The 24,797-nt window shown below is 63.8% G+C and carries 18 protein-coding genes and 2 pseudogenes; 8 read left to right on the forward strand and 12 right to left on the reverse strand.

All coding sequences use genetic code 11. The features are described from left to right. The first annotated feature begins 7 nt into the window (after positions 1–7). Together istA and istB are read left to right on the forward strand one after the other, a co-directional pair. Complete coding sequence (gene istA / locus LZ585_RS04305) at positions 8–1,504, forward strand: IS21 family transposase (RefSeq protein ID WP_449301138.1); 1,497 nt, start codon at positions 8–10, stop codon at positions 1,502–1,504. Beyond that, positions 1,501–2,265, forward strand: a complete 765-nt coding sequence (istB, locus tag LZ585_RS04310; RefSeq protein ID WP_234853208.1) for an IS21-like element helper ATPase IstB — start codon at positions 1,501–1,503, stop codon at positions 2,263–2,265. The genes istA and istB overlap by 4 nt, the downstream gene beginning before the upstream one ends. Before the next feature lie 610 nt (positions 2,266–2,875). Here the strand turns inward: istB and LZ585_RS04315 are convergent. Continuing rightward, positions 2,876–4,119: pseudogene (locus LZ585_RS04315) on the reverse strand (IS3 family transposase); the annotation flags it as partial. Between the two features lie 551 nt (positions 4,120–4,670). Then, positions 4,671–5,123 (reverse strand): hypothetical protein, encoded by a 453-nt coding sequence (locus LZ585_RS04320; RefSeq protein ID WP_234855203.1) that lies wholly within the window; start codon positions 5,121–5,123, stop codon positions 4,671–4,673. 633 nt (positions 5,124–5,756) lie between these two features. Here LZ585_RS04320 and LZ585_RS04325 point away from each other — a divergent pair. Then, a pseudogene (locus LZ585_RS04325) lies at positions 5,757–6,882 on the forward strand (IS3 family transposase). 3 nt (positions 6,883–6,885) lie between these two features. On the opposite strand, the gene LZ585_RS04330 reads toward LZ585_RS04325, so the two are convergent. From LZ585_RS04330 to LZ585_RS04355, 6 genes are all read right to left on the reverse strand, one after another. Beyond that, the gene (locus tag LZ585_RS04330) at positions 6,886–7,362 is read right to left on the reverse strand and encodes a hypothetical protein (protein WP_234855204.1); all 477 of its coding nucleotides are present in this window, start codon (positions 7,360–7,362) and stop codon (positions 6,886–6,888) included. Positions 7,363–7,431: 69 nt separating this feature from the next. Further along, positions 7,432–11,019: a vitamin B12-dependent ribonucleotide reductase gene (locus LZ585_RS04335; protein WP_234855205.1), complete on the reverse strand. Its 3,588-nt coding sequence runs from the start codon at positions 11,017–11,019 to the stop codon at positions 7,432–7,434. A gap of 451 nt (positions 11,020–11,470) precedes the next feature. After that, complete coding sequence (locus LZ585_RS04340; RefSeq protein WP_234855753.1) at positions 11,471–12,007, reverse strand: 5-formyltetrahydrofolate cyclo-ligase; 537 nt, start codon at positions 12,005–12,007, stop codon at positions 11,471–11,473. A 5-nt stretch (positions 12,008–12,012) separates the two neighbouring features. Beyond that, positions 12,013–13,404 (reverse strand): magnesium transporter, encoded by a 1,392-nt coding sequence (mgtE, locus tag LZ585_RS04345; protein WP_234855206.1) that lies wholly within the window; start codon positions 13,402–13,404, stop codon positions 12,013–12,015. Beyond that, entirely contained in the window at positions 13,401–14,189 is a 789-nt protein-coding gene (locus LZ585_RS04350) for an inositol monophosphatase family protein (protein ID WP_234855207.1), read from the reverse strand. The genes mgtE and LZ585_RS04350 overlap by 4 nt, the downstream gene beginning before the upstream one ends. A 133-nt stretch (positions 14,190–14,322) precedes the next feature. Continuing rightward, a complete protein-coding gene (locus tag LZ585_RS04355; protein WP_234855208.1) occupies positions 14,323–14,682 on the reverse strand; it encodes a helix-turn-helix domain-containing protein in 360 nt (119 codons plus the stop codon). A gap of 159 nt (positions 14,683–14,841) precedes the next feature. Between LZ585_RS04355 and LZ585_RS04360 the strand changes: the two genes are divergently transcribed. The 3 genes from LZ585_RS04360 to LZ585_RS04370 all read left to right on the forward strand — a co-directional run bounded on the left by LZ585_RS04360 (position 14,842) and on the right by LZ585_RS04370 (position 18,139). Next, entirely contained in the window at positions 14,842–15,819 is a 978-nt protein-coding gene (locus tag LZ585_RS04360) for an NADPH:quinone oxidoreductase family protein (protein WP_234855209.1), read from the forward strand. A gap of 116 nt (positions 15,820–15,935) precedes the next feature. Next, a complete protein-coding gene (locus tag LZ585_RS04365; protein WP_234855210.1) occupies positions 15,936–16,682 on the forward strand; it encodes a Bax inhibitor-1/YccA family protein in 747 nt (248 codons plus the stop codon). Between the two features lie 170 nt (positions 16,683–16,852). Next, on the forward strand, positions 16,853–18,139 hold the full coding sequence (locus tag LZ585_RS04370; RefSeq protein WP_234855211.1) for a solute carrier family 23 protein: 1,287 nt from the start codon (positions 16,853–16,855) through the stop codon (positions 18,137–18,139). 6 nt (positions 18,140–18,145) lie between these two features. Here the strand turns inward: LZ585_RS04370 and LZ585_RS04375 are convergent, their stop codons facing one another. Further along, positions 18,146–19,417 carry a hemolysin family protein gene (locus tag LZ585_RS04375; protein ID WP_234855212.1) on the reverse strand — a complete coding sequence of 424 codons (1,272 nt, stop codon included), beginning with the start codon at positions 19,415–19,417 and terminating at the stop codon, positions 18,146–18,148. A 135-nt stretch (positions 19,418–19,552) separates the two neighbouring features. Next, positions 19,553–20,554, reverse strand: a complete 1,002-nt coding sequence (locus LZ585_RS04380) for a TerC family protein (RefSeq protein ID WP_234855213.1) — start codon at positions 20,552–20,554, stop codon at positions 19,553–19,555. Between the two features lie 244 nt (positions 20,555–20,798). Here LZ585_RS04380 and LZ585_RS04385 point away from each other — a divergent pair, with 244 nt between their 5' ends. Both LZ585_RS04385 and LZ585_RS04390 read left to right on the forward strand, forming a co-directional pair. After that, positions 20,799–22,037, forward strand: a complete 1,239-nt coding sequence (locus LZ585_RS04385; RefSeq protein ID WP_234855214.1) for an AGE family epimerase/isomerase — start codon at positions 20,799–20,801, stop codon at positions 22,035–22,037. A gap of 70 nt (positions 22,038–22,107) precedes the next feature. After that, complete coding sequence (locus LZ585_RS04390) at positions 22,108–23,526, forward strand: alkaline phosphatase D family protein (protein ID WP_234855215.1); 1,419 nt, start codon at positions 22,108–22,110, stop codon at positions 23,524–23,526. Here LZ585_RS04390 and LZ585_RS04395 read toward each other — a convergent pair. Together LZ585_RS04395 and LZ585_RS04400 are read right to left on the reverse strand one after the other, a co-directional pair. Then, positions 23,523–24,092, reverse strand: coding sequence for a retropepsin-like aspartic protease family protein (locus LZ585_RS04395; RefSeq protein ID WP_234855216.1), 570 nt, complete (start codon positions 24,090–24,092; stop codon positions 23,523–23,525). The two genes, LZ585_RS04390 and LZ585_RS04395, sit on opposite strands and share 4 nt — an antisense overlap. Further along, positions 24,089–24,709 (reverse strand): MarC family protein, encoded by a 621-nt coding sequence (locus LZ585_RS04400; RefSeq protein WP_234855217.1) that lies wholly within the window; start codon positions 24,707–24,709, stop codon positions 24,089–24,091. The genes LZ585_RS04395 and LZ585_RS04400 overlap by 4 nt, the downstream gene beginning before the upstream one ends. Between the last annotated feature and the right edge of the window lie 88 nt (positions 24,710–24,797).

Raw genomic sequence — 24,797 nt, forward strand, 5'->3', positions numbered from 1 at the left:
TTTCAGCGTGGAACTATATCTCAGGGTTCGCCAGGCCTGCGCGGCGGGCATGAGCCAGCGTCAGGCGGCGAAGGCCTTCAACATCTCCCGTGATACGGTTGCGAAGATGATGACGTTCTCGGTGCCGCCGGGCTACCGGCGGACGGCCGAGGTCAGGCGGCCGAAGCTTGATCCTTTCGTCCCGATCATCGAGGGCTGGCTTGAGGCGGATCGCTCCATGCCACGCAAGCAGCGGCACACCGCGAAGCGGGTGTTCGACCGGCTGCGTGACGAATGCGAGTTCACCGGCGGCTACACGATCATCAAGGATTACATCCGGGAGCGGGAACGGCGGGGCCAGGAAGTGTTCGTGCCGCTGGCGCATCCTCCGGGCCATGCGCAGGCCGACTTCGGCGAGGCGATGGTCAGGATTGGCGGTGTCGAGCAAAAGGCGCATTTCTTCGTGCTGGACCTGCCGCATAGCGACGCCTGTTACGTCCGCGCCTATCCGGCGGCTGTGGCCGAGGCTTGGGTGGATGGCCATATCCACGCCTTTGCCTTCTTTGGGGCGGTCCCCCAGTCGATTGTCTATGACAATGACAGATGCCTGGTGGCGAAGATCCTGCCCGATGGCACCCGTAAGCGGGCCGTCCTGTTCAGCGGCTTTCTGTCGCATTACCTGATCCGGGACCGCTACGGCCGTCCTGGCAAAGGGAACGACAAGGGGAATGTCGAAGGGTTGGTGGGCTATTGCCGCCGCAACTTCATGGTGCCGCTCCCCGAGTTCCCGACGTGGGAGGCGTTCAACCTTTGGCTGGAAGAGCAATGCCGCAAGCGCCAGCAGGATGTCCTGCGCGGCGAAAGCGAAACAATCGGCGAGCGGTTGCAACGCGATCTGGCAGAGATGCGATCCTTGCCTGCGTCACCCTTTGACGCCTGCGACCAAGACACCGGCCGCGTCTCGTCCCAGTGTCTGGTGCGCTACAAGACCAACGACTACTCGGTGCCGGTTGCTTATGGTCATCAGGATGTCTGGATCCGGGCTTATGTCCACGACGTGGTGATCGGCTGTCGGGGCGAGGTCATTGCCCACCATCCCCGGTGCTGGGACCGCGAAGAATTCATCTTCGATCCGATCCACTACCTGCCGCTGCTGGAGCAAAAGATCAACGCACTCGACCAGGCCGCGCCGTTGCACGGCTGGGAGCTTCCCGAGGAATTCGCCACGTTGCGCCGTCTGATGGAAGCCCGCATGAACCGGCATGGCCGACGCGAATACGTCCAGGTCCTGCGGTTGCTGGAAACTTTCGACCTGGCTGATCTGCATGCCGCGGTGAAGCAGGCGCTTCAGATGGGCGCGATTGGCTTTGACGCCGTAAAGCACCTGCTGCTTTGTCGTGTAGAACGCCGTCCGGCCCGACTGGACCTGGACTGCTATCCCTATCTGCCCAAGGCCACGGTCGAGAAGACCAAGGCCGGTTCCTACATGCGGCTGTTGTCAGGCAATGCGGAGGACGCGGCATGAACGATGTCCCGGAAATCCTGCTCGCCCATCACCTCAAGGCGCTGAAGCTGCCGACGTTTCTGCGGGAACATCAGAAGCTGGCCCGGCAATGCGCGGCCGAAGGCATGGACCATGTCCGATACCTCGCCCGGCTTGTTGAGCTGGAGTTGATCGACCGGGAGCGGAGGATGGTCGAACGCCGCATCAAGGCCGCCAAATTCCCCACTGTCAAAAGCCTCGACAGCTTCGACTTCAGCGCCATACCGAAGCTCAACAAGATGCAGGTGCTGGAACTGGCGCGGTGTGAATGGATCGACCATCGCGAGAACGTCATTGCCCTCGGCCCAAGTGGCACGGGCAAGACGCACATTGCCCTTGGCCTCGGACTGGCAGCTTGCCAAAAGGGGCTCTCTGTTGGCTTCACCACCGCCGCGAGCCTGGTCAGTGAGATGATGGAGGCCCGCGACGAGCGCCGCCTGCTTCGCGTTCAGAAGCAAATGGCCGGTTACAAGCTGCTCATCATCGACGAGCTGGGCTTCGTGCCGCTGTCCAAGACCGGTGCCGAATTGCTGTTCGAACTGATCTCGCAACGCTACGAGCGCGGCTCGACCCTGATCACCAGCAATCTGCCCTTTGATGAATGGACCGAGACCTTCGGCTCCGAGCGCCTCACCGGCGCACTGCTCGACCGGCTGACACACCACGTCAGCATCCTCGAGATGAACGGCGAGAGCTATCGCCTCGCCAACAGCACTGCCCGAAAGCGGCAACAAAAGTCCTGAGATCAGATCGCTCGTTTTGGCCCAAAGAGGCCAATGCGCCATGGCACGCGCTAGCTATTGGTAAGCGCGCGCGCCATGGCGCCGGCCACCGCCACCTGACCTGGTCTTACGCCGCCGCGTGGCCGGATTTTACGCCGCCGTTGACAGATTATCCCGAATTTCGATCATACAGTGCGGAGATCACCATACACCCGGCCGTCTGGGGTGCTGACCATCCGAGCCGCATTGCAGTATCCAATGGATCGCGTGATGCGTTTTCGCAGCGTTGTAATGAAATGTTCTCGCTCGTTGATTCACCACCAGAAGACAGTGTTTGTTGGCTTCAGGAAGTAGCAAATCGTGCCCAAGCGGCGTTTTGCAACGCCCCCCTACGAGACATCCCACCAATGTGCCCCGGAACGCCCTGAAAGCAGCGCCACCTCCACGCAGCACCCGGCGAGATACCAAGTATCAATATCAATGGAAGCGAACAATGAGAGCGATTTTATTAACATGGTTGGTAACGATAAGCGCATCTCTGCCCACGGGGGTTGCGGCACAGGAAACCGTAACGTTGAACGAAGAAGACATATGTACCGCGGCCCGGTTTTGAGACAGCGCTTTGCGCCGGTCATGCCGCCAGTTTGAACCTTGTGGCGGCTTTGGTTTCAAGAGCCTTCTGCTCGGCACGGATCTGATCGGGCGTCTTGTGCCCGTGCCGTTCCCGTAGCCAGCTGGCGTTGTAGAGTGCGGCGAAGCTGGCCAGCGCCTGCCGCAGTTGCTCCACCGTGACGAAGTGCCGGACCCAGAGGAGTTGCTCTTTCAGCGTCCGGATCGCCCGCTCGGCCACGCCGTTGCCCTCGGGCTGGCGGACGAAGGCGGGCGAGCTGGCCACGCCGAGGAAGCGGATCTCGCGCTGGAAGTCTCCCGACATGTAGTTGGAACCATGGTCGTGCCGCAGGGTGAGACCCGTCGCCACTCCGGCCCTGTCAAGCGCACCGAAATGCTTCGCGATCCCCTGCTTGACCGGCTCCAGCGCTTCCCAACGGCTGGCGCCGGAGGCGGCGTGGATGCCGACGAACTCACCCGAGCAGTGATCCACGGCGACGAAGACATAGGCTCGACCCTCGGCGGTCGTGAAGGTCTCCGTCATATCCGTGCCCCAGACCTGATCCACGCGCTCGGTCACGATTGTTCCGTCATGCGGATGCGCCGCCCGAGGTGCCGGCCGGTGAGGCGCAAGCAGGCCGTGCTCCTTCATGATCCGCCGCACCCGACGTGCAGCAGTCCGCAAGCCCCGCAAGCGCAGCCGCGCCCAGATCTTGCGATAACCCTCGCCCGTGAAGGGGGAAGCCTCGATGATCCCCCGGATCGCCGCCAGAAGGTCGGCGTCGCTGGCGGCGCCTTGTGGGCCCCGGCGACGGCGGGGAGGGTGCGGCTCGTTCGCCGCCATCGCAAAGCGCCGCCGATACAGGCTCGCTCGTGACAGGCCCCAGAGCCGGCAGACGGTGGCCAGCGGGTAGCGGCGGCCAACGGAGGGCGAGAGGATGCCGGTCATCTCCTCGACCTCCGCCCGGCCAAAGGGCGGCCCGCCTCCAGCTTTTCGATCTTCGCATAAAGAAGTTCGTTCGCCATGGTGATGTCGCCCACCTTCGTCTTCAGCCGCGCGATCTCGTCATCGCGCGCGTCGCGCTCGCGCTCCTTCAGCGCGGTCTCGGCCGCAAAAAAGACGCGGTCGCGCCATTCCGACAACCGATGCGCCGGCACGTTCAACTCCCGCGACAATGTCTCGAGGCTCTCGCCCCGCATCAGCCGCTGCACCGCGACCAGCTTCCTCTTTGCGGAGAAGCGCTTGCCTCGACCGGCCTCGGCCCCGCCGCCGTCAGCGTGTGGAGCGCACGTCGTCGGGGCCGAGGCCTCCGTCGCGCCAGGCTTCAACTCGTTCTTGTCGTCCATGTTCTACCCCCCGTTCCTACGGAAAAGTAGCGCTCGACGCTGTCTCAAGAAACCGTGCCCCAGCCCAAACGAAGAAGACATAGCCCTTCTCCGTACGATCGCGAACCAAGAGAAAGCTGCTAACGTGACGGGCCACATTCTCGCCTGGTCCCCACTCGTCCAGCTGGCCACAGCCGGAAACCTGCCGGAGTTCTCGTTCACTTTCGTAAGTACTGATTTCGCGGCTCACGCACAGTCCATCGGGAATATCGAAAAGATCAAGGCATGCTCAATATTGCAGCAGATCTCCCTCCATCTTATTGGCCGGGAGCCCGGACCTACAAATGATTTCTTTACCGCCCTGGAGGAGAAGTATGAACCGCACTGTCAGTCCAACTAACACGTGAGAAGCAAGCCGAGTTGTCAGAAGTCGCGAAAATCGGCTGTGCCGGGGAGCGGTGATCCGATCGTCCTCCCATAGAGCCCGGCCTTTACTCGGCCGCGGTAGCGCGATGACCTCTCTCCCTTCCCCAAGACCAGCTGGGCATCCGCCTGCAGCAGGGCTTCAATGTCGGCGTCAAATGGAACAGGATGTCCGGAAACATCAAGGTAACCGGCCGCAGCCGTTTTGCATCCTGCTGCGACTGTTCGAAATCACTCACGGCCTGCTTTGTAGAACGCGCCTTCTTCCTGGCGGATGACTTGATCTGCTCCTTGTGAGGTTTGGCGCTTGCTTCTGCGATGGACATGCTGACCTTGGCTGCGTCCGTCGCCTTACCAGAAGCCACCGGTTGCGGCTCACGTCCAGGCCGCGCGAGTTCGAACAGGGTGTCAGCGCTTGGAGCGGCAAGCGGCTGCCGCAAGCAGAATTGAATCGGCGTTGGACCGAGTTGGATGCGCTGGCTGTGTTCGCGGCCAGAACTGCTGGCCGATCCGCTGAACAACAACTGTTCGGCCGCTGTCTGCGGCTTGACAGACGACCTGGCGGCGTCGGCTATGCGGAGGTCGACGGGCGCCGATATGCAGCGATGGTCGGTTTCCTACATAAACTATGCTTTATGTCGGAAAGCTTAGATTCCGGTTTGGCAGCAAATGCACCGAAGTGGATCAGCCCCGGCCATGGCGGGGATCTTTCTCGTGCTGATTCCCGTTAGTTCAGTTCAGAACCCGTGGGACACCGCAATTCTAACGCTTTGTTCTTGTTGGGCCCTATTCATCCCTTTCGTGGGACACTCAGCCATTGACTTCATTGGGTTTTTCTTGAGTCTGGCACTCCCCTACGGGCTGCCACTTCAGCTTACATGATCGATGATTGGCCCAGTCTTGCAACCGGCAAGAATCTCAGAGAAGACGCCACAGTAGTTGAGCGGCGGATATCACGCTAGGAACGGTAATCATGATGAGTCCGGTCCAATGCGACACTCCTGCGGCAAGCCGGCACCATGGACGACTGATGTCGAGGGCGTGCCACATGTAGTCCATAAGAAGGTGGGTTTGATGTTGGTTGGGTAATCCTCCCCATGGTTAAAGGGATGCTGAAGTAGAATTTTCTCGGCAAGTTGGACGAGGAGATTCAGATGAAGAAAACCCGTTTCACCGAGGCCCAGATCATGGGCGTGCTGCGTCAGGCCGAGGGTGGTTTGCCTGTGCCTGAACTGTGTCGCGAGCATGGGATCAGCAGCGCGACGTTTTACAAATGGCGTGCCAGGTATGGCGGCATGGATGCATCCATGATGGGCCAGATGAAGTTACTGGAGGACGAAAACCGGCGGCTGAAGCGCATGTTTGCCGATCTGAGCATGCAAGCCGATCTGCTCCGGGAGGCGCTTGGAAAAAAGTGACGCGGCCAGCTCAGCGTCGCGAGCTGGCCGCAAAGGCTGTGGCGACGAAGGGGATCAGCATTGCGCTGGCTTGCCGGGCATTCGGCGTCAGCGAGACCTGTTTCCGCTACAGCCCGAAGCGCGACAACGAGAACGAGCAGATCGCCGACCTGCTCATTGGGCTAACCAAGACCAGGAAGACTTGGGGCTTTGGCTTGTGTTTCCTGTATCTGCGCAACGTCCAGGGCCATGGTTGGAACCACAAACGCGTCTACCGGATCTATCGTGAGCTGGAACTGAACCTGAGGAGTGAGCCATGGAACGCCACTGGTCCGAGTGACCATGGCGAACGCCTCGCAAGCGGCTGAAGCGGGAGAAGTCCGAGGAACTGGCTGTGCCGGAAGCTCCCAACGCGGTCTGGTCCATGGACTTCATGGCAGATCGCCTTGGGGACGGGCGAGCCTTCCGTCTTCTGAACGTCCTGGACGACTTCAACCGCGAGGGCCTGGGCATCGAGGTGGACTTCTCGCTGCCGGCCGAGCGCGTCGTCCGGACCCTGAACCAAATCATCGAATGGCGGGGAGCACCAAAGGCGATCAGGGTTGATAACGGCCCGGAATATATCAGTGGCCGTCTGATGGAATGGGCCGAGGACAAGGGCATTACCCTGACCTATATCCAGCCCGGAAAGCCGCAGCAGAACGCTTACGTCGAGCGCTACAACCGGACAGTCCGGCACGAATGGCTGGACCTATACATCTTTGAAACCATCGAGGAGGTGCAGAACATCGCCACCGAGTGGCTCTGGACCTACAACAACGAACGCCCCAACATGGGCATCGGCGGGATCACCCCTGCCATGAAGCTGAGAATGGCCGCGTGAATTCTACGTCTGCGCCCCGTTAAAACGGGGAGGATTACCGTTGAGGCGCGCTTCACCGGCGAGTACCAGCTGAGGGCGCTCTGCCGCAAAGCGCCTGATCACTCCACTTTTTTCTTCACCTTCACTCAGTGCATCGACGCTTTTTCTGGTCATGCGACGCAGTAGAGCGCTCATGGCTTGGAAGTGCTCTCTTTCAGCGTTCGCAAAATCAATCGCGGTATCATATCTTTTGATCTGCCCAGGGCAGCTCGCATAGAAAATGAGAAGGCTGATTGAATACATCAGCATACCGAAAAAGACCCAACGAGCGAAGCCAGGGAGTGGGACTTCGAAGGTGGTGGCAACTTGTAGTAGTAGCGCAACAACCGGATAAAACAGGATGACTTGTGCAACACTCACGCGGCGACTGCGGTTGATCGTCGTCCAATAGAATTCGTTGCGGACGATTTGAGGCAGATTGAATAGTAGTTTCTGTATCACGCTGTTCTTCCAATAGCGCGCAGAGATGCTGCGGGGCGCGAAGCTGCAAATTCGCGCCCCACCCAAGTCTCAACTACACCCGCTCGTCCCGCCGCACGTATTGCACTTCATGCAGGTTCCGTTGCGCACCAGGGTATAGTTCCCGCATTCCCCGCACGGATCGCCCTCGTACCCCTGCATCTTGGCCTTCATGCGCAGGTCCATGGCCGCGGGTTCGGCCGACAGGATCGCCGTCGCCGACACCCCCGCCTGCAACACCATCAGATCCTGGGGCAAACGCTTGCGCAGGTATCCTGCGCTGCTGATCTGCTTCAGCATGGTCAGGGATTTCAGTTCCGACTGCTCGCTGACCGGGGCCATGTTCAGCCCTTCGCGCTCGCCGCCGCCCATGTCGTCGAAGCGGGCGCCTTCCGGCTTTACATGGGCCAGGTCGGTGCGATCCAGATAGGACACCGCCAGTTCGCGGAAGACATAATCCAGGATCGAGGTCGCGTTCTTGATGCTGTCGTTGCCCTGCACCATGCCCGCGGGCTCGAAGCGGGTGAAGGTGAAGGCGTCCACGAACTCCTCGAGCGGCACGCCATATTGCAGGCCCACGGACACCGCGATGGCAAAGTTGTTCATCATCGCCCGGAAGCCCGCGCCTTCCTTGTGCATGTCGATGAAGATTTCGCCCAAGCCGCCGTCATCATATTCGCCGGTCCGCAGATAGACCTTGTGCCCGCCCACGACGGCCTTTTGGGTATAGCCCTTGCGGCGCTGCGGCAGTTTCTCGCGGTGGCTGCGCACGGCTTCCTTGACGATGATCCGCTCGACGATCTTTTCGGCGATGACGGCCGCCTTTTCCTGCGCGCTGCCGTTCGTCAGGATCTCCTCGGCTTCCTCGTCATCCTCGACCAAGGCGGCGGCGAGGGGCTGGGACAGCTTGGAGCCGTCGCGATACAGCGCATTGGCCTTGATGCCCAGCGACCAGGACAGCTCGTATGCCGCAAGCGCATCGGCGATGGTTGCGGTGTTGGGCATGTTGATCGTCTTGGAAATCGCGCCCGAGATGAAGGACTGCGCTGCAGCCATCATGCGGATATGGCTTTCCACCGACAGGTAACGCTTGCCGGTCTTGCCGCAGGCATTGGCGCAATCGAAGACCGGCAGGTGTTCCGCCCGCAGATGCGGCGCGCCTTCCAGCGTCATCGTGCCGCAGACATGGTCGTTGGCGGCGTCGATCTGGGCCTTGGTGAACCCCAGGTGGCGCAGCAGGTCGAAGGTCGGGTCGGCCAGCTTGTCCGCTGGAATGCCCAGCGTGCCCTTGCAGAAATCCTCGCCCAGGGTCCACTGGTTGAAGACGAAGCGGATGTCGAAGGCGGTGGCCAGCGATGCCTCAATTTTCCCGATCTCGGCCTGGCCAAAGCCATGGCCTGTCAGCGCGGTGTGGTTGATGAAGGGCGCGTTGCCCAAGGAGGCATGGCCCACGGCGTAGGCCACGATCTCCTCGACCTGCGCGGGGGCATAGCCAAGCTTGGTCAGGGCCGCCGGGACCGACTGGTTGATGATCTTGAAGTAACCGCCGCCTGCCAGCTTCTTGAACTTGACCAGGGCAAAGTCAGGCTCGATCCCCGTGGTGTCGCAGTCCATGACCAGGCCGATGGTGCCGGTGGGCGCGATCACCGTGGTCTGGGCATTCCGATATCCGTGATCCTCGCCGAAGGCCAGGGCCTCGTCCCAGGCCTCGCGCGCGATGGCGACAAGGCGCGCGTCGGGACAGTTGTCGGCATCCAGGTCCACCGGAGCCACGTTCACCGCCTGATAGGCGCCGGTGCCATGGGCTGCGGCGCGATGGTTGCGGATCACCCGCAACATATGGCCCGCGTTCTTCGCATAACCGGGGAAGGCGCCCAGTTCGGCGGCCATCTGCGCGCTTGTCGCATAGGCGACGCCGGTCATGACGGCGGTCAGCGCACCACACAGCGCGCGGCCTCCGTCGCTGTCATATCCCAAGCCCATGTTCATCAACAGGCCGCCGATATTGGCGTAACCCAAGCCCAGCGTGCGGAAATCATAGCTGCGCTGCGCGATTTCCTTGCTGGGGAACTGCGCCATCAGCACGCTGATCTCCAGCGTGACGGTCCACAGACGCGTGGCGTGGACATAGGCATCGGCGTCAAACCGGCCGTCCGCGAAGAAGGTCAGCAGGTTCATCGAGGCCAGGTTGCAGGCCGTGTCGTCCAGGAACATGTATTCGCTGCACGGGTTGGATCCACGGATCGGCCCGTCCTCGGGGCAGGTGTGCCAGGCGTTCACCGTGTCATGGAACTGGATGCCGGGATCGGCGCAGGCCCAGGCTGCGTGGCCCACCTGGTCCCACAGTTCCCGCGCGCTGATGGTCTTGGCGACCTTGCCGTCAGTGCGCCGCAGCAATTCCCAAGGCGCGTCGTCGCGCACCGCTTGCAGGAAGGCATCCGTCACCCGGACCGAGTTGTTCGAGTTCTGGCCCGAGACGCTGACATAGGCCTCGGAATCCCAATCCGTGTCATAGGTCGGGAATTCGATGCTGTCGAAGCCTTGGCGCGCGTATTGCAGGACGCGGTTGATATAGGTTTCCGGGATCATCGCGCGCTTGGCGGCACGGATCGCGGATTTCAGGGCGTCGTTCTGTGCAGGGTCGGTTTCGCCGTCGCCTTCGCGGATGGCGGCGAAGATGTCGTTCAGCCGCGCCTCGTGCGCCTTGGACCCGGCGACCAGGGATGCGACCTTCTGTTCCTCGATGACCTTCCAGTTGATGAAGGCCTCGATATCGGGGTGATCCATGTCGCAGATCACCATCTTGGCCGCGCGGCGCGTGGTGCCGCCCGACTTGATCGCACCCGCCGCCCGGTCGCCGATCTTGAGGAAGCCCATCAGGCCCGATGACTTGCCGCCACCCGACAGCCGTTCCCCTTCGCCGCGCAGGGAGGAAAAGTTGGTGCCGGTGCCCGATCCGTATTTAAACAGCCGCGCCTCGCGGACCCACAGGTCCATGATGCCGCCTTCGTTCACCAGGTCGTCGCTGACCGACTGGATGAAGCAGGCGTGCGGCTGGGGATGTTCATAGGCGCTGTCGGATTTGACCAGCTTGCCGGTCTTGTAATCGACATAGAAATGCCCTTGGCTCGGGCCGTCGATGCCGTAAGCCCAGTGCAGCCCGGTGTTGAACCATTGCGGGCTGTTCGGCGCGGCCATCTGCCGGGCCAGCATGAAGCGCATCTCGTCGTGATAGGCGCGGGCGTCTTCCTCGGTGGTGAAATAGCCGCCCTTCCAGCCCCAATAGGCCCAAGCGCCCGCCAACCGGTCAAAGACCTGCCGCGCGCTTGTCTCGCCGCCGTGACGCTGGTCGGCGGGCAGGGTTGCCAAGGCTTCCTCATCGGCCACGCTGCGCCACAGGAATTCGGGCACGCCCTTTTCCTTGACGCGCTTCAGCCGCGCCGGGATGCCTGCCTTGCGGAAGTACTTCTGGGCGATCACGTCGCTGGCGACCTGGCTCCATCCCTTGGGGACCTGGACCTGGTCATTATGAAAGACGATGGTGCCGTCGGGGTTGCGGATTTCGCTGGTGGTCGTCGCAAAGACGATGTCGCCATAGGCGCCCCCAGCAGGGGTGGTGAAACGCCGTTCGATCTTCATGCCCATAGCCCTTTCATGTCGTCCCTCGTTCCGCGACTTGCGCCAGGCGACACGAGGCCGCCCCATCGCAAATGCGATGGGTCAGGGCAGGAGGCTGCCCGACAGGTCTGAAACCGCGAAGCGACGGGTCTTGGTGATTATGGCTCACCTTCCACCACATCTGGTGTGACCAACGCCGCAGACCACAAAACTGATCCTATTGAGCGATCAGCGCAACGTTTTTTATCTGTGGATAATGTGACGAGAACGGTTGACTCGACCCCCGCAACGGGTCGCAAGGATTCGTTCACAGCCAATGGCCGGGGCCGGTCGTCAACAAGGGCGGCGCGGCGATATTGGCTGCAGGGGCAGGGGGTTAGGCAGACCTGTCCCAAGGTTATCCACAGCCTTGTCCCGGGGTCGTCCGGCAGTTTTGCACAGCCGATGCAAACTTGTCACAATCGGCGGGCAATCATGGCTGTGGAAGAATGTGCCCCCTGTCGGTGACGACCAGATCCAGGGGCTGGTCAAAGGGATCGGCCGGGATATCGGGCAGTTCCTGGACGGCAAACGCCATGCCGATCGCGGTGACTTGTCCCGATTCCCGCAGCATTTGCAGGGTCCGGTCGTAATAGCCCCCGCCATAGCCAATGCGGTTTCCCCGCCGGTCGAACCCCGCAAGCGGCACGATCAACACCGTGGGCGACAGAACGGGCTGCGAATCAGGGGGATGAGAGGTGCCAAAGGGGCCGGGCACCAGCGGCTCGCCCTGCCAGCGGCGAAAGACCAGCGGCACGGCCTTGCCGGGCACGACCGGCAGGCAGACGGGGCCGTCATGGGCCGCCATGGCGGGGCGGGGGTCTGGTTCACCCCGCATCGGCCAGTATCCGGAAAGGATCTTGCCCCCGTGCGGGGCAAGGGCAGCGATCAGGTGCCGGGTCAGCGCGTCCCCATCGCCGCCCGCTGCGCGGGCGGCCAAGGCGCGGGCGCGCAAGGCGGATTTGTCCATGTCGGTCACAGCAGCATCACCGTTGCAAGGCCCAGAAAGGCGAAGAAGCCCACCACATCCGTCACCGTGGTCACAAAGGTGGGAGAGGCAAGCGCCGGATCCGCGCCCAGCCTTTCCAGCGTCAGCGGCACGAGGATCCCGGCCACGGCGGCAATCGTCAGGTTGATGATCATCGCCAGCCCGATCACCGCGCCCAGGCCAAAGCTGCCGAACCAGAAATAGGTGACGGACCCGATGGCCAGCCCGAAGATCGCGCCGTTCAGCAGGCCCACCACCGCTTCCCGCCGGATGACCCGGACCGAGTTGTCCTTGGTCAGATCCTTTGTCGCCAGGCCGCGCACCGCGACCGTCAGCGTCTGCGTTCCCGCATTGCCGCCCATGGAGGCCACGATGGGCATCAGCACGGCAAGCGCGACCAGTTGCGCGATGGAATTCTCGAACAGCCCGATCACGGATGCCGCGGCCACCGCCGTCAGGATGTTGGTGGCAAGCCAGGGCACCCGCCGCCGGGCGGTCTGCATCACGCTGTCGGTCAGGCTTGATTCGTCGCCCACCCCGGCCAGGCGCAGGATGTCTTCCTCGTGTTCCTCGTCCAGGACGGCCATGGCGTCGTCGATGGTGATGATGCCCACCAGCCGGTCGTCGCGGTCCACCACGGGGGCGGAAATCAGGTGATACTGGTTGAAGACATAGGCCACGTCCGCTTCCTCGGCAAAGGCGCCGATGGTGCGGAAGCTGTCTTCGGTGATGTCGCGCAAAAGGGTCGCGTGGCTGGATGCCAGCAACCGCCCCAGCGTGACATAGCCCAGCGGGTGACGGCGCGGATCGACCAGCACGATGTGATAGAACTGCTCGGGCAGCCAATCCTCGGATTGCAGAAAGGCCACGGCCTCGCCCACGGTCCAGTGTTCGGGCGCGGTCACGACCTCGGATTGCATCAGGCGGCCGGCGGAATATTCAGGATAGGCCAGCGACTGCTGGACCGCCGCCCGGTCGGTCGCGTCCAGGGCCGCCAGGATTTCCTGCCGCTCTGGTTCGTCCATGTCCTCGATCAGGTCGACGACATCGTCGCTGTCCATCTCGCGGACGGCATCGGCGATGACCTCGGGCGGCAGTTGCTCGATCACCTCGTCGCGGATCGCCTCGTCGATCTCGGACAGGATTTCGCCGTCGATCTCGCCTGAATACAGGGTCAGGAAGGCACGGCGCTCGGCCGGGGTCAGGCGTTCGATGATGTCGGCGATGTCGGCGCCGTGCATCGGTTCCAGCAATGTGTTCAGCAGGCCCGCGTCGCCCGCCCCGATGGCCGCGTCGATCCGGTCCAGCAAGTCGCGGCCCGGCATGAATTCGTCGCCGTCGGAGAACTGATCGTCGGGGATGGGCGTCTGGTCGGTCATGCGCCACCCCCGTTCAGCAAAAGAAGCGCCTCGCGGTGCAGGGCAGGCGAGGCGGCGGCGATCACCTGTCCCCCGTGATGCGCCGGTCCGCCCTGCCAGTCGGTGACAATGCCGCCCGCGGCCTGGACCACTGCCAGCGGCCCGGCGATGTCATAGGATTGCAGTCCGGCCTCGATCACCAGGTCCACCTGGCCCAGGGCCAGCAGGGCATAGGCATAGCAGTCCAGCCCGTATCGCGTCAGCCGCACCTGCCCCGCTACGCGGCGAAAGGCTGCGGCTTCGTCTGGCGTCCCGACCTCAGGATAGGTGGTCAGCAGCGTCGCCCCGGCCAGTTCGACCCTGCGCACCGCAAGGGGGCGTTCCCCGGCATCGCTGATCAGACGGGACTGGCCCAATCCGCCCTCGAACCGTTCGCGGATATAGGGCTGGTCGACTAGGCCATAGATGATGTCCCGCCCGTCCCAAACCCCGATCAGCACCCCCCAACTGGCCGCACCGCACAGAAAGGCGCGGGTGCCGTCGATGGGATCCAGGATCCAGGTGAGGCCGCTGGTCCCCGGGGTCGTGCCAAATTCCTCGCCCAGGATGGCGTCGTCGGGCCGCAGCCGGGCCAGCACGCCCCGCATGGCGCGTTCGGCAGCGCGGTCGGCCTCGGTCACGGGATCAAAGCCGGTCTGCCATTTGTTGTCAGCGGCCAGGTTGGTGCGAAAGAACGGCAGGATGGCCGTGCGGGCGGCATCGGCCATCCGGTGCGCCGTGTCGATGATGTGCTGCGCGTCCTGCATGGCTGCCCCCTAGTCCGATCCAAGGGCAGGACTAACCCGAACGGGGTTGTCCTGCCAGTGGCGGCGCAAGGGATTTGGCAGCGGAACCGGTGTCAGGCGCGTGACGGGAACTGGTCCCGCACCTGACCGGGGATCAGGCAGCGTCCGACAGGACGCGGGCCAGTTCGAAAATCTGGCGGCGCTGCGCGACCGGCATCGTGTAATAGGCGCGCACCAGTTGCAGCGCCTCCTTATCGGCCAGGATGTCGCCCGCGACTCCGTCGGGCATGTCGCCTTCGTGCAGCCCTTCGAAGAAGAAGCTGACCGGCACATCCACCGCGCGCGCGATGTCCCAAAGGCGCGACGCCGACACGCGGTTCATGCCGGTTTCGTATTTCTGGATTTGCTGGAACTTGATCCCGACCTTGTCGGCCAGCTGCTGTTGCGTCATCCCGATCATCCAGCGACGATGGCGAATCCGCTTGCCAACATGAACATCAACACCGTGTTTCATCGTTACCACCTCATGCAATCTAAGGAAGCACTATCTTAACCTTTCTCAATTTTCGAGTGTTAACCTGGTTAACGGCCCCGTTCCTGACCAAAAAGACAGGTCCGGCGCGCGGGCCGGCGGGCGGTAGATAAGGGGATGAAGGATTTGACGAAAACTTCCATGTCCGATGGTCCGGGGATGATTCGGGTCGCCCTGGTCGAACAACTAGGGGGTGAACCGGCGCTCAGGCTGCGGTCCGCGCCTCAGGCGGGGGCGGGGCAGGTGCTGGTGCGCCTGCGGGCGGCGGCGCTGAACTTTGCCGACCTGCTGAAGGCGCAGGGCGAATACCAGGAACGCCAGGATCCGCCCTTCGTCCCCGGCCTCGAAGGCGCGGGCGAGGTGATGGAAGCGCCCGGCGACAGTGGCTTGCGCCCGGGCGATCGGGTGGCCGTCCTGGCGCCGGGAACGCTGGCCGAACAGGTGGCGGTTCCCCTCGGCGCCTGCATCCCGATCCCCGCGGCCATGAGCTTTGAACAGGCCGCCGGGTTCCAGATCGCCTATGGCACCAGCCACCTGGCGCTTGCCGGTCGCGCGACGCTTCAGCCGGGCGAGGTTCTGGCCGTGCTGGGTGCGGCCGGCGGCGTGGGTTTGACGGCAGTCCAGATCGGGCGCGCCATGGGCGCCCGCGTGATTGGCGTGGCGCGCGGGCAGGACCGGCTGGACGTGGTGCGCGGGGCGGGGGCCAATACCGTCATCGACAGCGCCGACTGTCCCGATCTGAAAGCATCGCTGCGGGATCTGGGCGGGGCCGATGTGGTTTATGACGCCGTGGGCGACAGCGCCGGAGAGGCGGCGTTCCGCGCGATGAACCCCGGCGGGCGTTTCCTGGCCATCGGTTTCGCGGGGGGCAGGCCGCCGGTGCTGCCGCTGAACCATGCCCTGGTCAAGAACATCGCCATCCACGGGTTCTATTGGGGCGGCTATGCGAAACTGGACCCCCAGGCCGTGTCGGACAGCATGAAGGCCCTGTTCGGGATGTTCGGCGACAGCCTGCTGTCCCCCGTGCTGGGCGATGTGATGCCCCTAGACCGCATTGCGGATGCCTTTGACCTGCTGCGCAGCCGCAAGTCGGTCGGCAAGATCGTCGTCACCTTGTAACATCTGCGTAAAACTGTGCCGGTCAGGCCCCTTACCGGCATTGAATCAGGGGCGTTTCATGCCAATATGGTGGCCATACGCCGGCAATGCCCGGCCTGTCTCATAGGGAGAGATCGATGGCAGATTACAACACGTACCGCACCACGCAGAGCGTCGGCGCCCGCCAAGCGGTCGTTGACGAAGGGCTGCGGGCCTACATGAACAAGGTTTATGGGCTGATGGCGGTCGGCATGGGTGTAACCGCCGTCGCGGCCTATGGCGTCAGCACCGCTGCCGTCGATGCGTCGGGCCAACTGACGCAGCTTGGCTATGCGATCTATGCCTCGCCCCTGAAGTGGGTGATCATGTTCGCGCCGCTGCTGATGGTCTTCGCCTTCGGAGCGGCGTTGAACCGGCTGTCCACGCAGGCCGCGACCGTCATGTTCTATGCCTTTGCGGCGCTGATGGGCCTGTCGATCAGCTCGATCTTCCTGGTCTATACCGACATGTCGATCGTGCAGACCTTTGTGGTGACGGCCATTGCCTTTGCGGGCCTGTCGCTGTGGGGCTATACCACGAAAAAGAACCTGTCGGGCTGGGGCACCTTCCTGATCATGGGCGTGATCGGCCTGATCGTGGCGTCGATCGTGAACATCTTCCTGCAATCCTCGGCGATGCAGTTCGCGATCTCGGTCCTGGGCGTGCTGATCTTTGCGGGTCTGACCGCCTATGACACGCAGCGCATCAAGAACACCTATCTGGAACTGGCTGGTTCGGACCGGGACTTCATCGGCAAGACCGCCATCATGGGCGCGCTGAGCCTGTATCTGAACTTCCTGAACCTGTTCATGTTCCTGCTGCAGTTCATGGGCAATCGCGAGTGATCTTCGTAAACGCCTGACTGCATCGAACCCCCGCCCGACCGGCGGGGGTTTTTCGTTGCGCAAGTCCCGTCTTGCGTTCCGGTGCGTGGCCGGAACGGCAGGCCGCAGGCGGTTGGCCTGCCCACGGGGATGGGCTAAGCCCGCCGCCAGAATCATCACAAGAGAACACGATGGGCTATTTTCCAACCTGGCGCCCAGCCACAGGCGCGACGGTTCTTCCCGACGAAAAGCTGCCATGGGCCGCAGCCGTCCCGATGAGCGTGCAGCATCTGCTGGCCATGTCGGGATCGACGATCCTGGCGCCGCTGATCATGGGATTCGATCCGAACGTGGCCGTGTTCTTTTCCGGCATCGGCACGCTGCTGTTCTTTTTCATCACAGGGGGGCGGGTGCCCAGTTACCTGGGATCGTCCTTCGCCTTCATCGCCGTGGTCATGGCCGCGACGGGCTTTGCGGGCGGCGGGACAAACCCGAACATCGGCGTGGCCCTGGGCGGGATCATCGCGGCAGGGCTGGTCTATGCGGTGATCGGCCTGATCGTGATGGCGGCAGGCACCGGATGGGTGGAACGGCTGATGCCGCCCGCCGTTACCGGGGCGATCGGGGTGTCCATCGGGCTGAACCTGGCGCCCGTTGCCGTAGGGCAGTTGAAGGGCAGCATGGCGCATCTGGGCATCGCGCTTGCCACCGTGCTGTGCATGGCGATGGTGTCGGCCTATGGCACGCGCACGACGCGACGGATCGCGGTGCTGATCGCGCTGGCCTTTGGATATGGGCTGGTGCTGGTCGTGGGCAACGGCGCGGGCATCGTGCCGGGCATCGACTTTGCGCGGGTGGGACAGGTGCCCTGGTTCGGGATGCCCAATTTCACCGCGCCGCAGTTCGACTGGACCGCGATCAGCATGATCGCCCCCGTGGCAGTTGTCCTGGTGGCCGAGAACCTGGGCCATATCAAGGCGCTTGGCGCGATCACCGGGCAGAACATGGACCGTTACATCGGGCGCGGCTTCTTGGGCGACGGGCTTGCCACGATGATCGCCGGGGCAGGGGGCGGGACCGGGGTCACGACCTATGCCGAAAACATCGGCGTGATGGCGATGACCCGCGTTTATTCGACGCTGATCTTTCCAATAGCGGCCGTGGCCGCGATCATCCTGGGCCTGTCGCCCAAGTTCGGCGCGATCCTGCAGACCATCCCCGCGCCGGTGCTGGCGGGGCTGGCCGTGTCGGTGTTTGGCCTGATTGCCAGCGCCATGGCGCGCATCTGGGTCGATAACCGGGTGGATTTCTCGGACCCGCGCAACCTGTTCACGGTGGGCGTGGCGCTGATCCTGGGGGCGGGGGATTTCACCGTCACCATCGGCGGCTTTGCCCTGGGCGGCATCGGCACGTCGACGCTGGCCGCCCTGGTGATCTATCAGCTTCTGGGCATCGGCCGCGACCGGCGCGCGGCCTGATCCCCCTCAGGCTTCGGCAAGCTGCGACACCAGCAGCTTGTCGATCCGGCGGCCGTCAAGGTCCACCACCTCGATCTGCCAGCCCGATACGGTGATGCGCGCGCCCACGTCGGGCAGAACGCCCGCCCGGTCCAAGACCAGGCCCGCGACGGATTCATAGCTGCGATCCTCGGGCAGGCTGATGCCGATCATCTCGGCGAACTCGTCCGCAGGCATCCAGCCCGCCACCAGCCAACTGCCGTCGTCGCGCTGCACGGCCTTGGGTTCGTCGTCGCCGGGTTCGGGAAAATCGCCCGCGATTGCCTCCAGCAGGTCCATCGCCGTCACGACGCCTTCGAAATGCCCGTATTCATCATAGACTAGCAGCATATGGGCAGGGCTGGCCTTCAATTCCTCGATCACGTTCAGGGCGGGCAACCCTTCGCGGATCACCGGCACCTCCTGCACCAGGGGGCGCAGGTCGGTCACATCCTCGGACAAGAGATCGCGCAGGGTGATCACGCCGATGATGTTGTCGTCGGATCCGTCGCGCACCAGCAGGCGCGACCGGCGGCTGTCGCGGAACCGTTGCAGAACCTCGGTCGCGGGATCGGCCACATCGACCGTCTCGACCTCGTGGCGGGGCGTCATCAGGCCACGGGCGGACCGGTCGGCGATGCGCATGACGCCTGCGATCATCTCGGTCTCGGCGGGTTCGATCACGCCTGCGGTGCGCGCCTCGGACAGCATGACGCGGATTTCCTCGTCCGAGATGCCGCGGTCGGATTCGCCGGATTGCCCCAGCAGGCGCAGAACGACATTGCCCGACTTGTCCAGGATCCAGACGATCGGCGCGGCGATGCGCGAAATGAACAGGATCAGCGGCGAAATGCGGCTGGCGACCCCTTCGGGCGACCGCAGGGCGATCTGCTTGGGGACCAGTTCGCCGATGATCAGCGACAGATAGGTGATCAGCACGACCACGCCGCCGACCCCCAAGGCCTGGGACAGCGCAGGCGAAAGCCCGTTGGCGATCAGCAGCGCCGACAATCGCGCGCCAAGCGTCGCCCCCGAGATCGCGCCCGACAGCACCCCCACCAGGGTGATGCCGATCTGCACGCTGGACAGGAAACGGCCCGGTTCGGTTCCCAGATCCAGGGCGATTTCGGCCCCCCGGCTGCCTTCGGCGGCCATGACCTTCAACCGCGCGGGGCGGGCGGACACGATGGCCAGTTCCGACATGGCCAGGACGCCGTTGAACATCGTCAAAAGCAGGACGATGAGAATTTCCAGAAGCATCGGTTCACTTTATCCAACAGGTCAGGCTTTTCGCAATCTGCACGATGCGCGCGCCGGTGCAAAGGCATGAAGGCGCCTGCCGGACAGAATCAGCAGGCAAGGCGCCCCTGCAGACGCCTTGCCGGTGGTTTCGTGTTATTCCCCCGCGGGATGCGAGGAAATCGCTTCGGGATTGTTTCCGTTGGTTTTCCACAGGGAAAACACGACGCCCGCGCCCAGGATCGCAAACGTGATGCCCAGCGACCAGGTCGGCGGGAATTTTTCCCAGCCCATCAGGTCGGCGATGAAGATCTTGGACCCGATGAACACCAGCAGCAGCGACAATGCGTATTTCAGATAGGCAAAGCGGTGCAGGATCGCGGCAAGCGCGAAATACAGCGCCCGCAAGCCCAGGATCGCGAAGATGTTCGAGGTATAGACGATATAGGGATCGGTCGTGATCGTGAACACGGCAGGCACCGAGTCCACGGCAAAGACCAGATCCGCGATCTCGATCATCACCAGGGCCAGCAGAAGGGGGGTGGCAAAGCGGACAAGCTTGCCGGTCCTGGGATCGGGCTGCTTGACGATGAAGCTGTTGCCATGCAGCTCGTCGGTCACGCGAAAGCGTTTGCGCATGAACTGGACCAGCTTGTTGCCGCTGAGGTCATGGGATGCCTCGTCGACGAACAGCATCTTGATGCCGGTAAAGATCAGGAAGACCGCGAACACATACAGCACCCAGCTGTAATGTTCGACAAGGGTCGCGCCCAGGCCGATCATGATGCCGCGCAGCACGATCACGCCCAGGATACCCCAGAACAGCACGCGGTGCTGGTATTCGCGAGGAATGGCGAAAAAGCCGAAGATCAGCGCGATGACAAAGATGTTGTCCATCGCCAGGGTCTTTTCGACCACAAAAGCCGTCAGGTACTGGGCGGCGGGTTCGGTCCCCATCTGCCAATACACGAAGCCCGCGAATGACAGGCCCAGGATGATATACATGGCCGACATCCGCAGGCTTTCCGCCACGCCGATCTGGTGGTCGTCCTTGTGCAGCACGCCCAGGTCAAAGGCCAGAAGCGCGATCACCACGCCAATGAACAGCAGCCACATCCACAGCGGCTTGCCCAGGACCATCAATAACAGAAATTCCATCTTGCCCTCATCGTTGCTGGTTGTGCTTCGATGCCAAGGACTTCGTGAAACAGGGCCAATTGCATCGAGCACGCTCGATGCGGTTCCGACATCACGACATTGCCTGTCGCCAGAGGGGCCCGGTTCCGCTGCGTGCAGAAGTGGCGCGGCGCGGCGCGGATTGCAAGAGGGATATCACGAAATCGTTTGCAAGCCGGCGGGGGCAGAGGCAATTTCCGCCCAAGTCAGGGACAGAGGGCCGCACATGGAACGGGCAGAACTGGCATCCGGGGGCGACGGCACATGGCTGCATGATCCGCGGCATCGCGCCTATCTGGTCCGCGATGCCGCGCGGTTGCTGGATTTCTTCGACGCAAGCGCCGGGCCGGATGGTGGTTTCGTCATGCTGGACCACGCGGGGCAGCCCATGCCGGGCAGCGTGCAGGAATTGCACGCGACGACGCGGCTGGTCCATTCCCACGCCCTGGGCCACCTGGCCGGGCGCCCGGACCGGGCGGGCATCATCGACCGGGGGATGGACAGCCTTTGGCGCGCGCATCGCGACGACCGGCACGGTGGTTATGTCTGGTCACTGCACGGCGGGGCGGTGGCGGACGGGACCAAGCTGGCCTATGGCCATGTCTTCGTGCTGCTGGCCGCATCCAGCGCGAAACTGGCAGGCCACCCGGACGCCGACCGCCTGCTGGCCGACATTTCGCAAGTGCTGGACGATCGGTTCTGGGACGCCCGGGCGGGGCTGTTCCGCGACGAATTCACCCGCGACTGGCAGGTCTTTTCAACCTATCGCGGCATGAACGCCAATATGCACGGGGTCGAGGCATTGCTGGCCGCCCACGAAGCCACGGGCGAGGGGGAATACCTGCGTCGCGCGGGCGGGAGCCTGGATTTCTTCATCAGCGGGCAGGCCGCCGCGCATGGCTGGCGCATCCCAGAACATTACGATGCCAACTGGCGGCCCGATCCCACATACGAGGGCAACCCGATGTTCCGCCCGGCCGGCACCACGCCTGGCCATTCCTTTGAAATGGCGCGGTTGCTGCTGCAATACTGGGATCTGGCAGGGCGGCCGGATACGGAGGCCACCGAACAGGCGCGGCTGCTGGTGGACAGGGCGCTGCGCGACGCCTGGCTGCCGGGGGGCGGGCTGGCCTATACGCTCGACGCAAGCGGCGGCGTGGCCCGGGCCGATCGTTACTGGTGGCCCGTGACCGAAGCGATCGGGGCGCTTGCGGCGCTGATCAAGCTGGACCCGCGCCCCGAGGACGAGGACTGGTATCGCCGGCTGTGGCGCTTTGCCGATGCGCATCTGATCGACCATGACCGGGGCGGCTGGTTCCCGGAACCGGACGGACCGGCAGCAGGCGGGCAGTTCGCAGGCAAGCCCGACATCTATCACGCCTTGCAGGCGGACCTGTTTCCCCTGGTTCCCGGCCTGTCGCGCCTTTCCGCCGCCCTGGCACAGGCCAAGCCCATGAAATCCTGATCCGGGGGTGCAATTCCTGTCCGGGGTCTTATTTACGCCCTGAACGGACAGGCAAGGACAAGACGACCGGATGCTTCAGCAAAGTGGTTTCGCAGGCCCGATCCTGCATTTTCGGGGCTGCGATGCCGATGGGGTCCATCTTGCGGCGATCACCGTCCGGCCCGAGGCCGCGCCCCCGCCCGGCGCGGTCACGACAGGGGGCGGGGCGGTGCAGCCCGTGCTGCTGGCCCAGGTTGCCGGGTTGTCGGTCTGGCGGCATGATTTCACCTTGGCCGAGGCGGAGGGGGGATATGCCCTGGACGGGCGCGATCATCCCGTCGCTACACGGCTGGATGGCGATATCCGCATCGCCTTCGTATCCTGCAACGGCGAGGAAAACGGCGATCTGGACCGCGAGGGGGCGGAGCGCAACCTGATGTGGGCGCGGCTGCGGGCCGATCATGCCCGCGCGCCCTTTGCCCTGCTGCTGCAAGGGGGCGACCAGATCTATGCCGACGAGGCGACGCACGGCCACTCCCTGTCCGACGGCTGGCCCGACCGGATCCCCGACGATCCCGCGCCCGCTGATCTGGACGGCCTGACGCGCCATCTGGAACGCCGGTTCGTCCAGCGTTACCTGATGGTGCTGGCGGCGGAGGGCTGCGCCGACCTGTTCGCCAGTGTGCCGTCCTTGTCCGTCTGGGACGATCACGACATCTGCGACGGCTGGGGTTCGCTGCCGGAAAGCCGCACGGGTTCTGCGGTGGGGCAGGCGCTGTTCTCGGTGGCGCGGCGGATGTATCTGCTGTTCCAGCATGGTGCGACCGATGCCGATGTGCCCGCGCTGTTCATGGATCCGACCGGCCGGAACCTTTGCTGGCGGCGCGACCTGCCGGGGGTCACGCTGTTCGCCCCCGACCTGCGGTCGGAACGCCACCGCCACCGGGTGATGGGGGATGCGGGCTGGCAGGCGGTCGAATCGCTGCGGCCTGCGGGCGATCATGTCTTCATGCTGTCCAGCGTGCCGTTGCTGGGACCGCGCCTGTCGCTGGCCGAGACGGTGCTGATGGCGATCCCCCGGATGCAGCATTACGAGGACGACCTGCGCGACCAGTGGCAAAGCCATGCCCATCGCGACGAATGGCGCCGGATGCTGTCCCAAGTCCTGCGGATGCGCAAGCAGGCGCCGGTCACGATCCTGTCGGGCGAGATCCACCTGGCCACCCGGGCCGAGATGGGACCAGAGGAAACCCTGATCCACCAGCTTGTTGCGTCAGGCATTTCGCACCGCGCGCCGCCCAGGGGCTATGCCAGGGCACTGGGATTGTTCGCGGGCCTGGGGGACGCGCCCTTGCAGGGCCACCCGATCCGCATCAAGCCGCTGCCGGGCCAGAAGCATCGCTATGTCGCGGAACGCAACTATTTGGTGCTGGACCGCAGGGCAGGGCGGTGGCAGGCGGTCTGGCATCTGGAAGACAGCGGCCTGACCCCGCCGCTGGCGCTGGACTAGCGTTCCAGGATCAGCAGGTCGCCCTCGAAGCTGACGCGGGCAAAAGTGCGCAGATAGGACATCCCCAGCAGCGACCCGTCCAGGTCGGCGCCGATCACCCAGGCCCGGACATTGCGGTCCAGGATGTCGCTGATGGCGATTTCGTCGATGGTGACGGGGGCCGTCTGGACCCGGCCGTTCGCGGTCATGGCGGTGCCGACATAGGCCAGGCCGTCCGGGTCAAGCCCCACGCGCCGCGCATCCGCCGGGCCAAGCGCGATCGAGGATGCGCCGGTATCGACCATGAACCGCACGGGTTCCCCGTTCACCTGCGCGGTCAGGTGGAAATGGCCGTCGCGGCCCACCGGAATCTCGATCCGGCCGCCTTCAAGCACCTGCTGGCGGGGGGCGTTGCCTTCGATATACCAGTCCGCGGCCAGGGTGGCGCCGGCAAAGATGACCGCCCACAGCATGAGCTGGCGCAGCACCTGCCCGCCGCGCCCCGCAAGTTCAAAGATCATCGCCCCGCCGATCACCAGCAGCAGGACGCCATAGAAAACCAGTTGCATCGTGTCGTCGTCGGTCATGGAAACAACCCCGATCCCTTCAGCCCGTCGATCACGAACTGCACCGAAAGCGCGGCCAGCAGCATCCCCAGCAACCGCGTGACGACCATCACCCCCGTGCGGCCAAGCGCATGGGCTAGGGGCGTGGCGACGACAAACAGCACCATCGCGATGCCCAGAACCGACAGCATCACCAGGTTCACCATGACCAAGTGGCCGATCCCCGGCGCCTCGCCCATCAGAAGGATCATCGTGGCAAGCGCCCCCGGTCCCGCCAGCAGCGGCATGGCCAGCGGAAAGACCGACGGGTCGTGGTGCAGCGGATCGCCGTCGCCCTGGTTCTCGCGCCGCTCGGTCCTGCGCTCGAACAGCATGTCAAGCGCCGTCAGGAACAGCAGCAATCCCCCCGCGATGCGAAAGGCGGAAATCGAGATGCCGATAGCCCCCAGGATCGATTCGCCCGCCAGCCCGAAGATCGTCATCAGCACCGCCGCGATCACCAGGGCGCGAAACCCGATGCGGCGGCGCTGCGCCGCACCCATTCCGGGCGTCAGCGCGATAAAGACCGGCGCCAGCCCCACGGGGTCGATCACCACGAACAGCGTGACAAAGGCGGTCAGATACAACGACAGATCCATGACCGCCTTATCGCCCGCACGCCCGGCCCTGCCAAGCCAGGCGGCCGGGGGCAGGCTCCTCAAAATAACGTCACTTTGTTCCAGATTA

The organism is Paracoccus everestensis, from assembly GCF_021491915.1.
GTDB lineage: Bacteria > Pseudomonadota > Alphaproteobacteria > Rhodobacterales > Rhodobacteraceae > Paracoccus > Paracoccus everestensis.

Excerpts from the sequence above, each read along its gene's own strand:
- istB (WP_234853208.1), top strand. The coding sequence starts at position 1,501 with ATGAACGATGTCCCGGAAATCCTGCTCGCCCATCACCTCAAGGCGCTG.
- LZ585_RS04335 (WP_234855205.1), bottom strand. The coding sequence starts at position 11,019 with ATGAAGATCGAACGGCGTTTCACCACCCCTGCTGGGGGCGCCTATGGC.
- LZ585_RS04340 (WP_234855753.1), bottom strand. The coding sequence starts at position 12,007 with ATGGACAAATCCGCCTTGCGCGCCCGCGCCTTGGCCGCCCGCGCAGCG.
- mgtE (WP_234855206.1), bottom strand. The coding sequence starts at position 13,404 with ATGACCGACCAGACGCCCATCCCCGACGATCAGTTCTCCGACGGCGAC.
- LZ585_RS04350 (WP_234855207.1), bottom strand. The coding sequence starts at position 14,189 with ATGCAGGACGCGCAGCACATCATCGACACGGCGCACCGGATGGCCGAT.
- LZ585_RS04355 (WP_234855208.1), bottom strand. The coding sequence starts at position 14,682 with ATGAAACACGGTGTTGATGTTCATGTTGGCAAGCGGATTCGCCATCGT.
- LZ585_RS04360 (WP_234855209.1), top strand. The coding sequence starts at position 14,842 with ATGTCCGATGGTCCGGGGATGATTCGGGTCGCCCTGGTCGAACAACTA.
- LZ585_RS04365 (WP_234855210.1), top strand. The coding sequence starts at position 15,936 with ATGGCAGATTACAACACGTACCGCACCACGCAGAGCGTCGGCGCCCGC.
- LZ585_RS04370 (WP_234855211.1), top strand. The coding sequence starts at position 16,853 with ATGGGCTATTTTCCAACCTGGCGCCCAGCCACAGGCGCGACGGTTCTT.
- LZ585_RS04375 (WP_234855212.1), bottom strand. The coding sequence starts at position 19,417 with ATGCTTCTGGAAATTCTCATCGTCCTGCTTTTGACGATGTTCAACGGC.
- LZ585_RS04380 (WP_234855213.1), bottom strand. The coding sequence starts at position 20,554 with ATGGAATTTCTGTTATTGATGGTCCTGGGCAAGCCGCTGTGGATGTGG.
- LZ585_RS04385 (WP_234855214.1), top strand. The coding sequence starts at position 20,799 with ATGGAACGGGCAGAACTGGCATCCGGGGGCGACGGCACATGGCTGCAT.
- LZ585_RS04390 (WP_234855215.1), top strand. The coding sequence starts at position 22,108 with ATGCTTCAGCAAAGTGGTTTCGCAGGCCCGATCCTGCATTTTCGGGGC.
- LZ585_RS04395 (WP_234855216.1), bottom strand. The coding sequence starts at position 24,092 with ATGACCGACGACGACACGATGCAACTGGTTTTCTATGGCGTCCTGCTG.
- LZ585_RS04400 (WP_234855217.1), bottom strand. The coding sequence starts at position 24,709 with ATGGATCTGTCGTTGTATCTGACCGCCTTTGTCACGCTGTTCGTGGTG.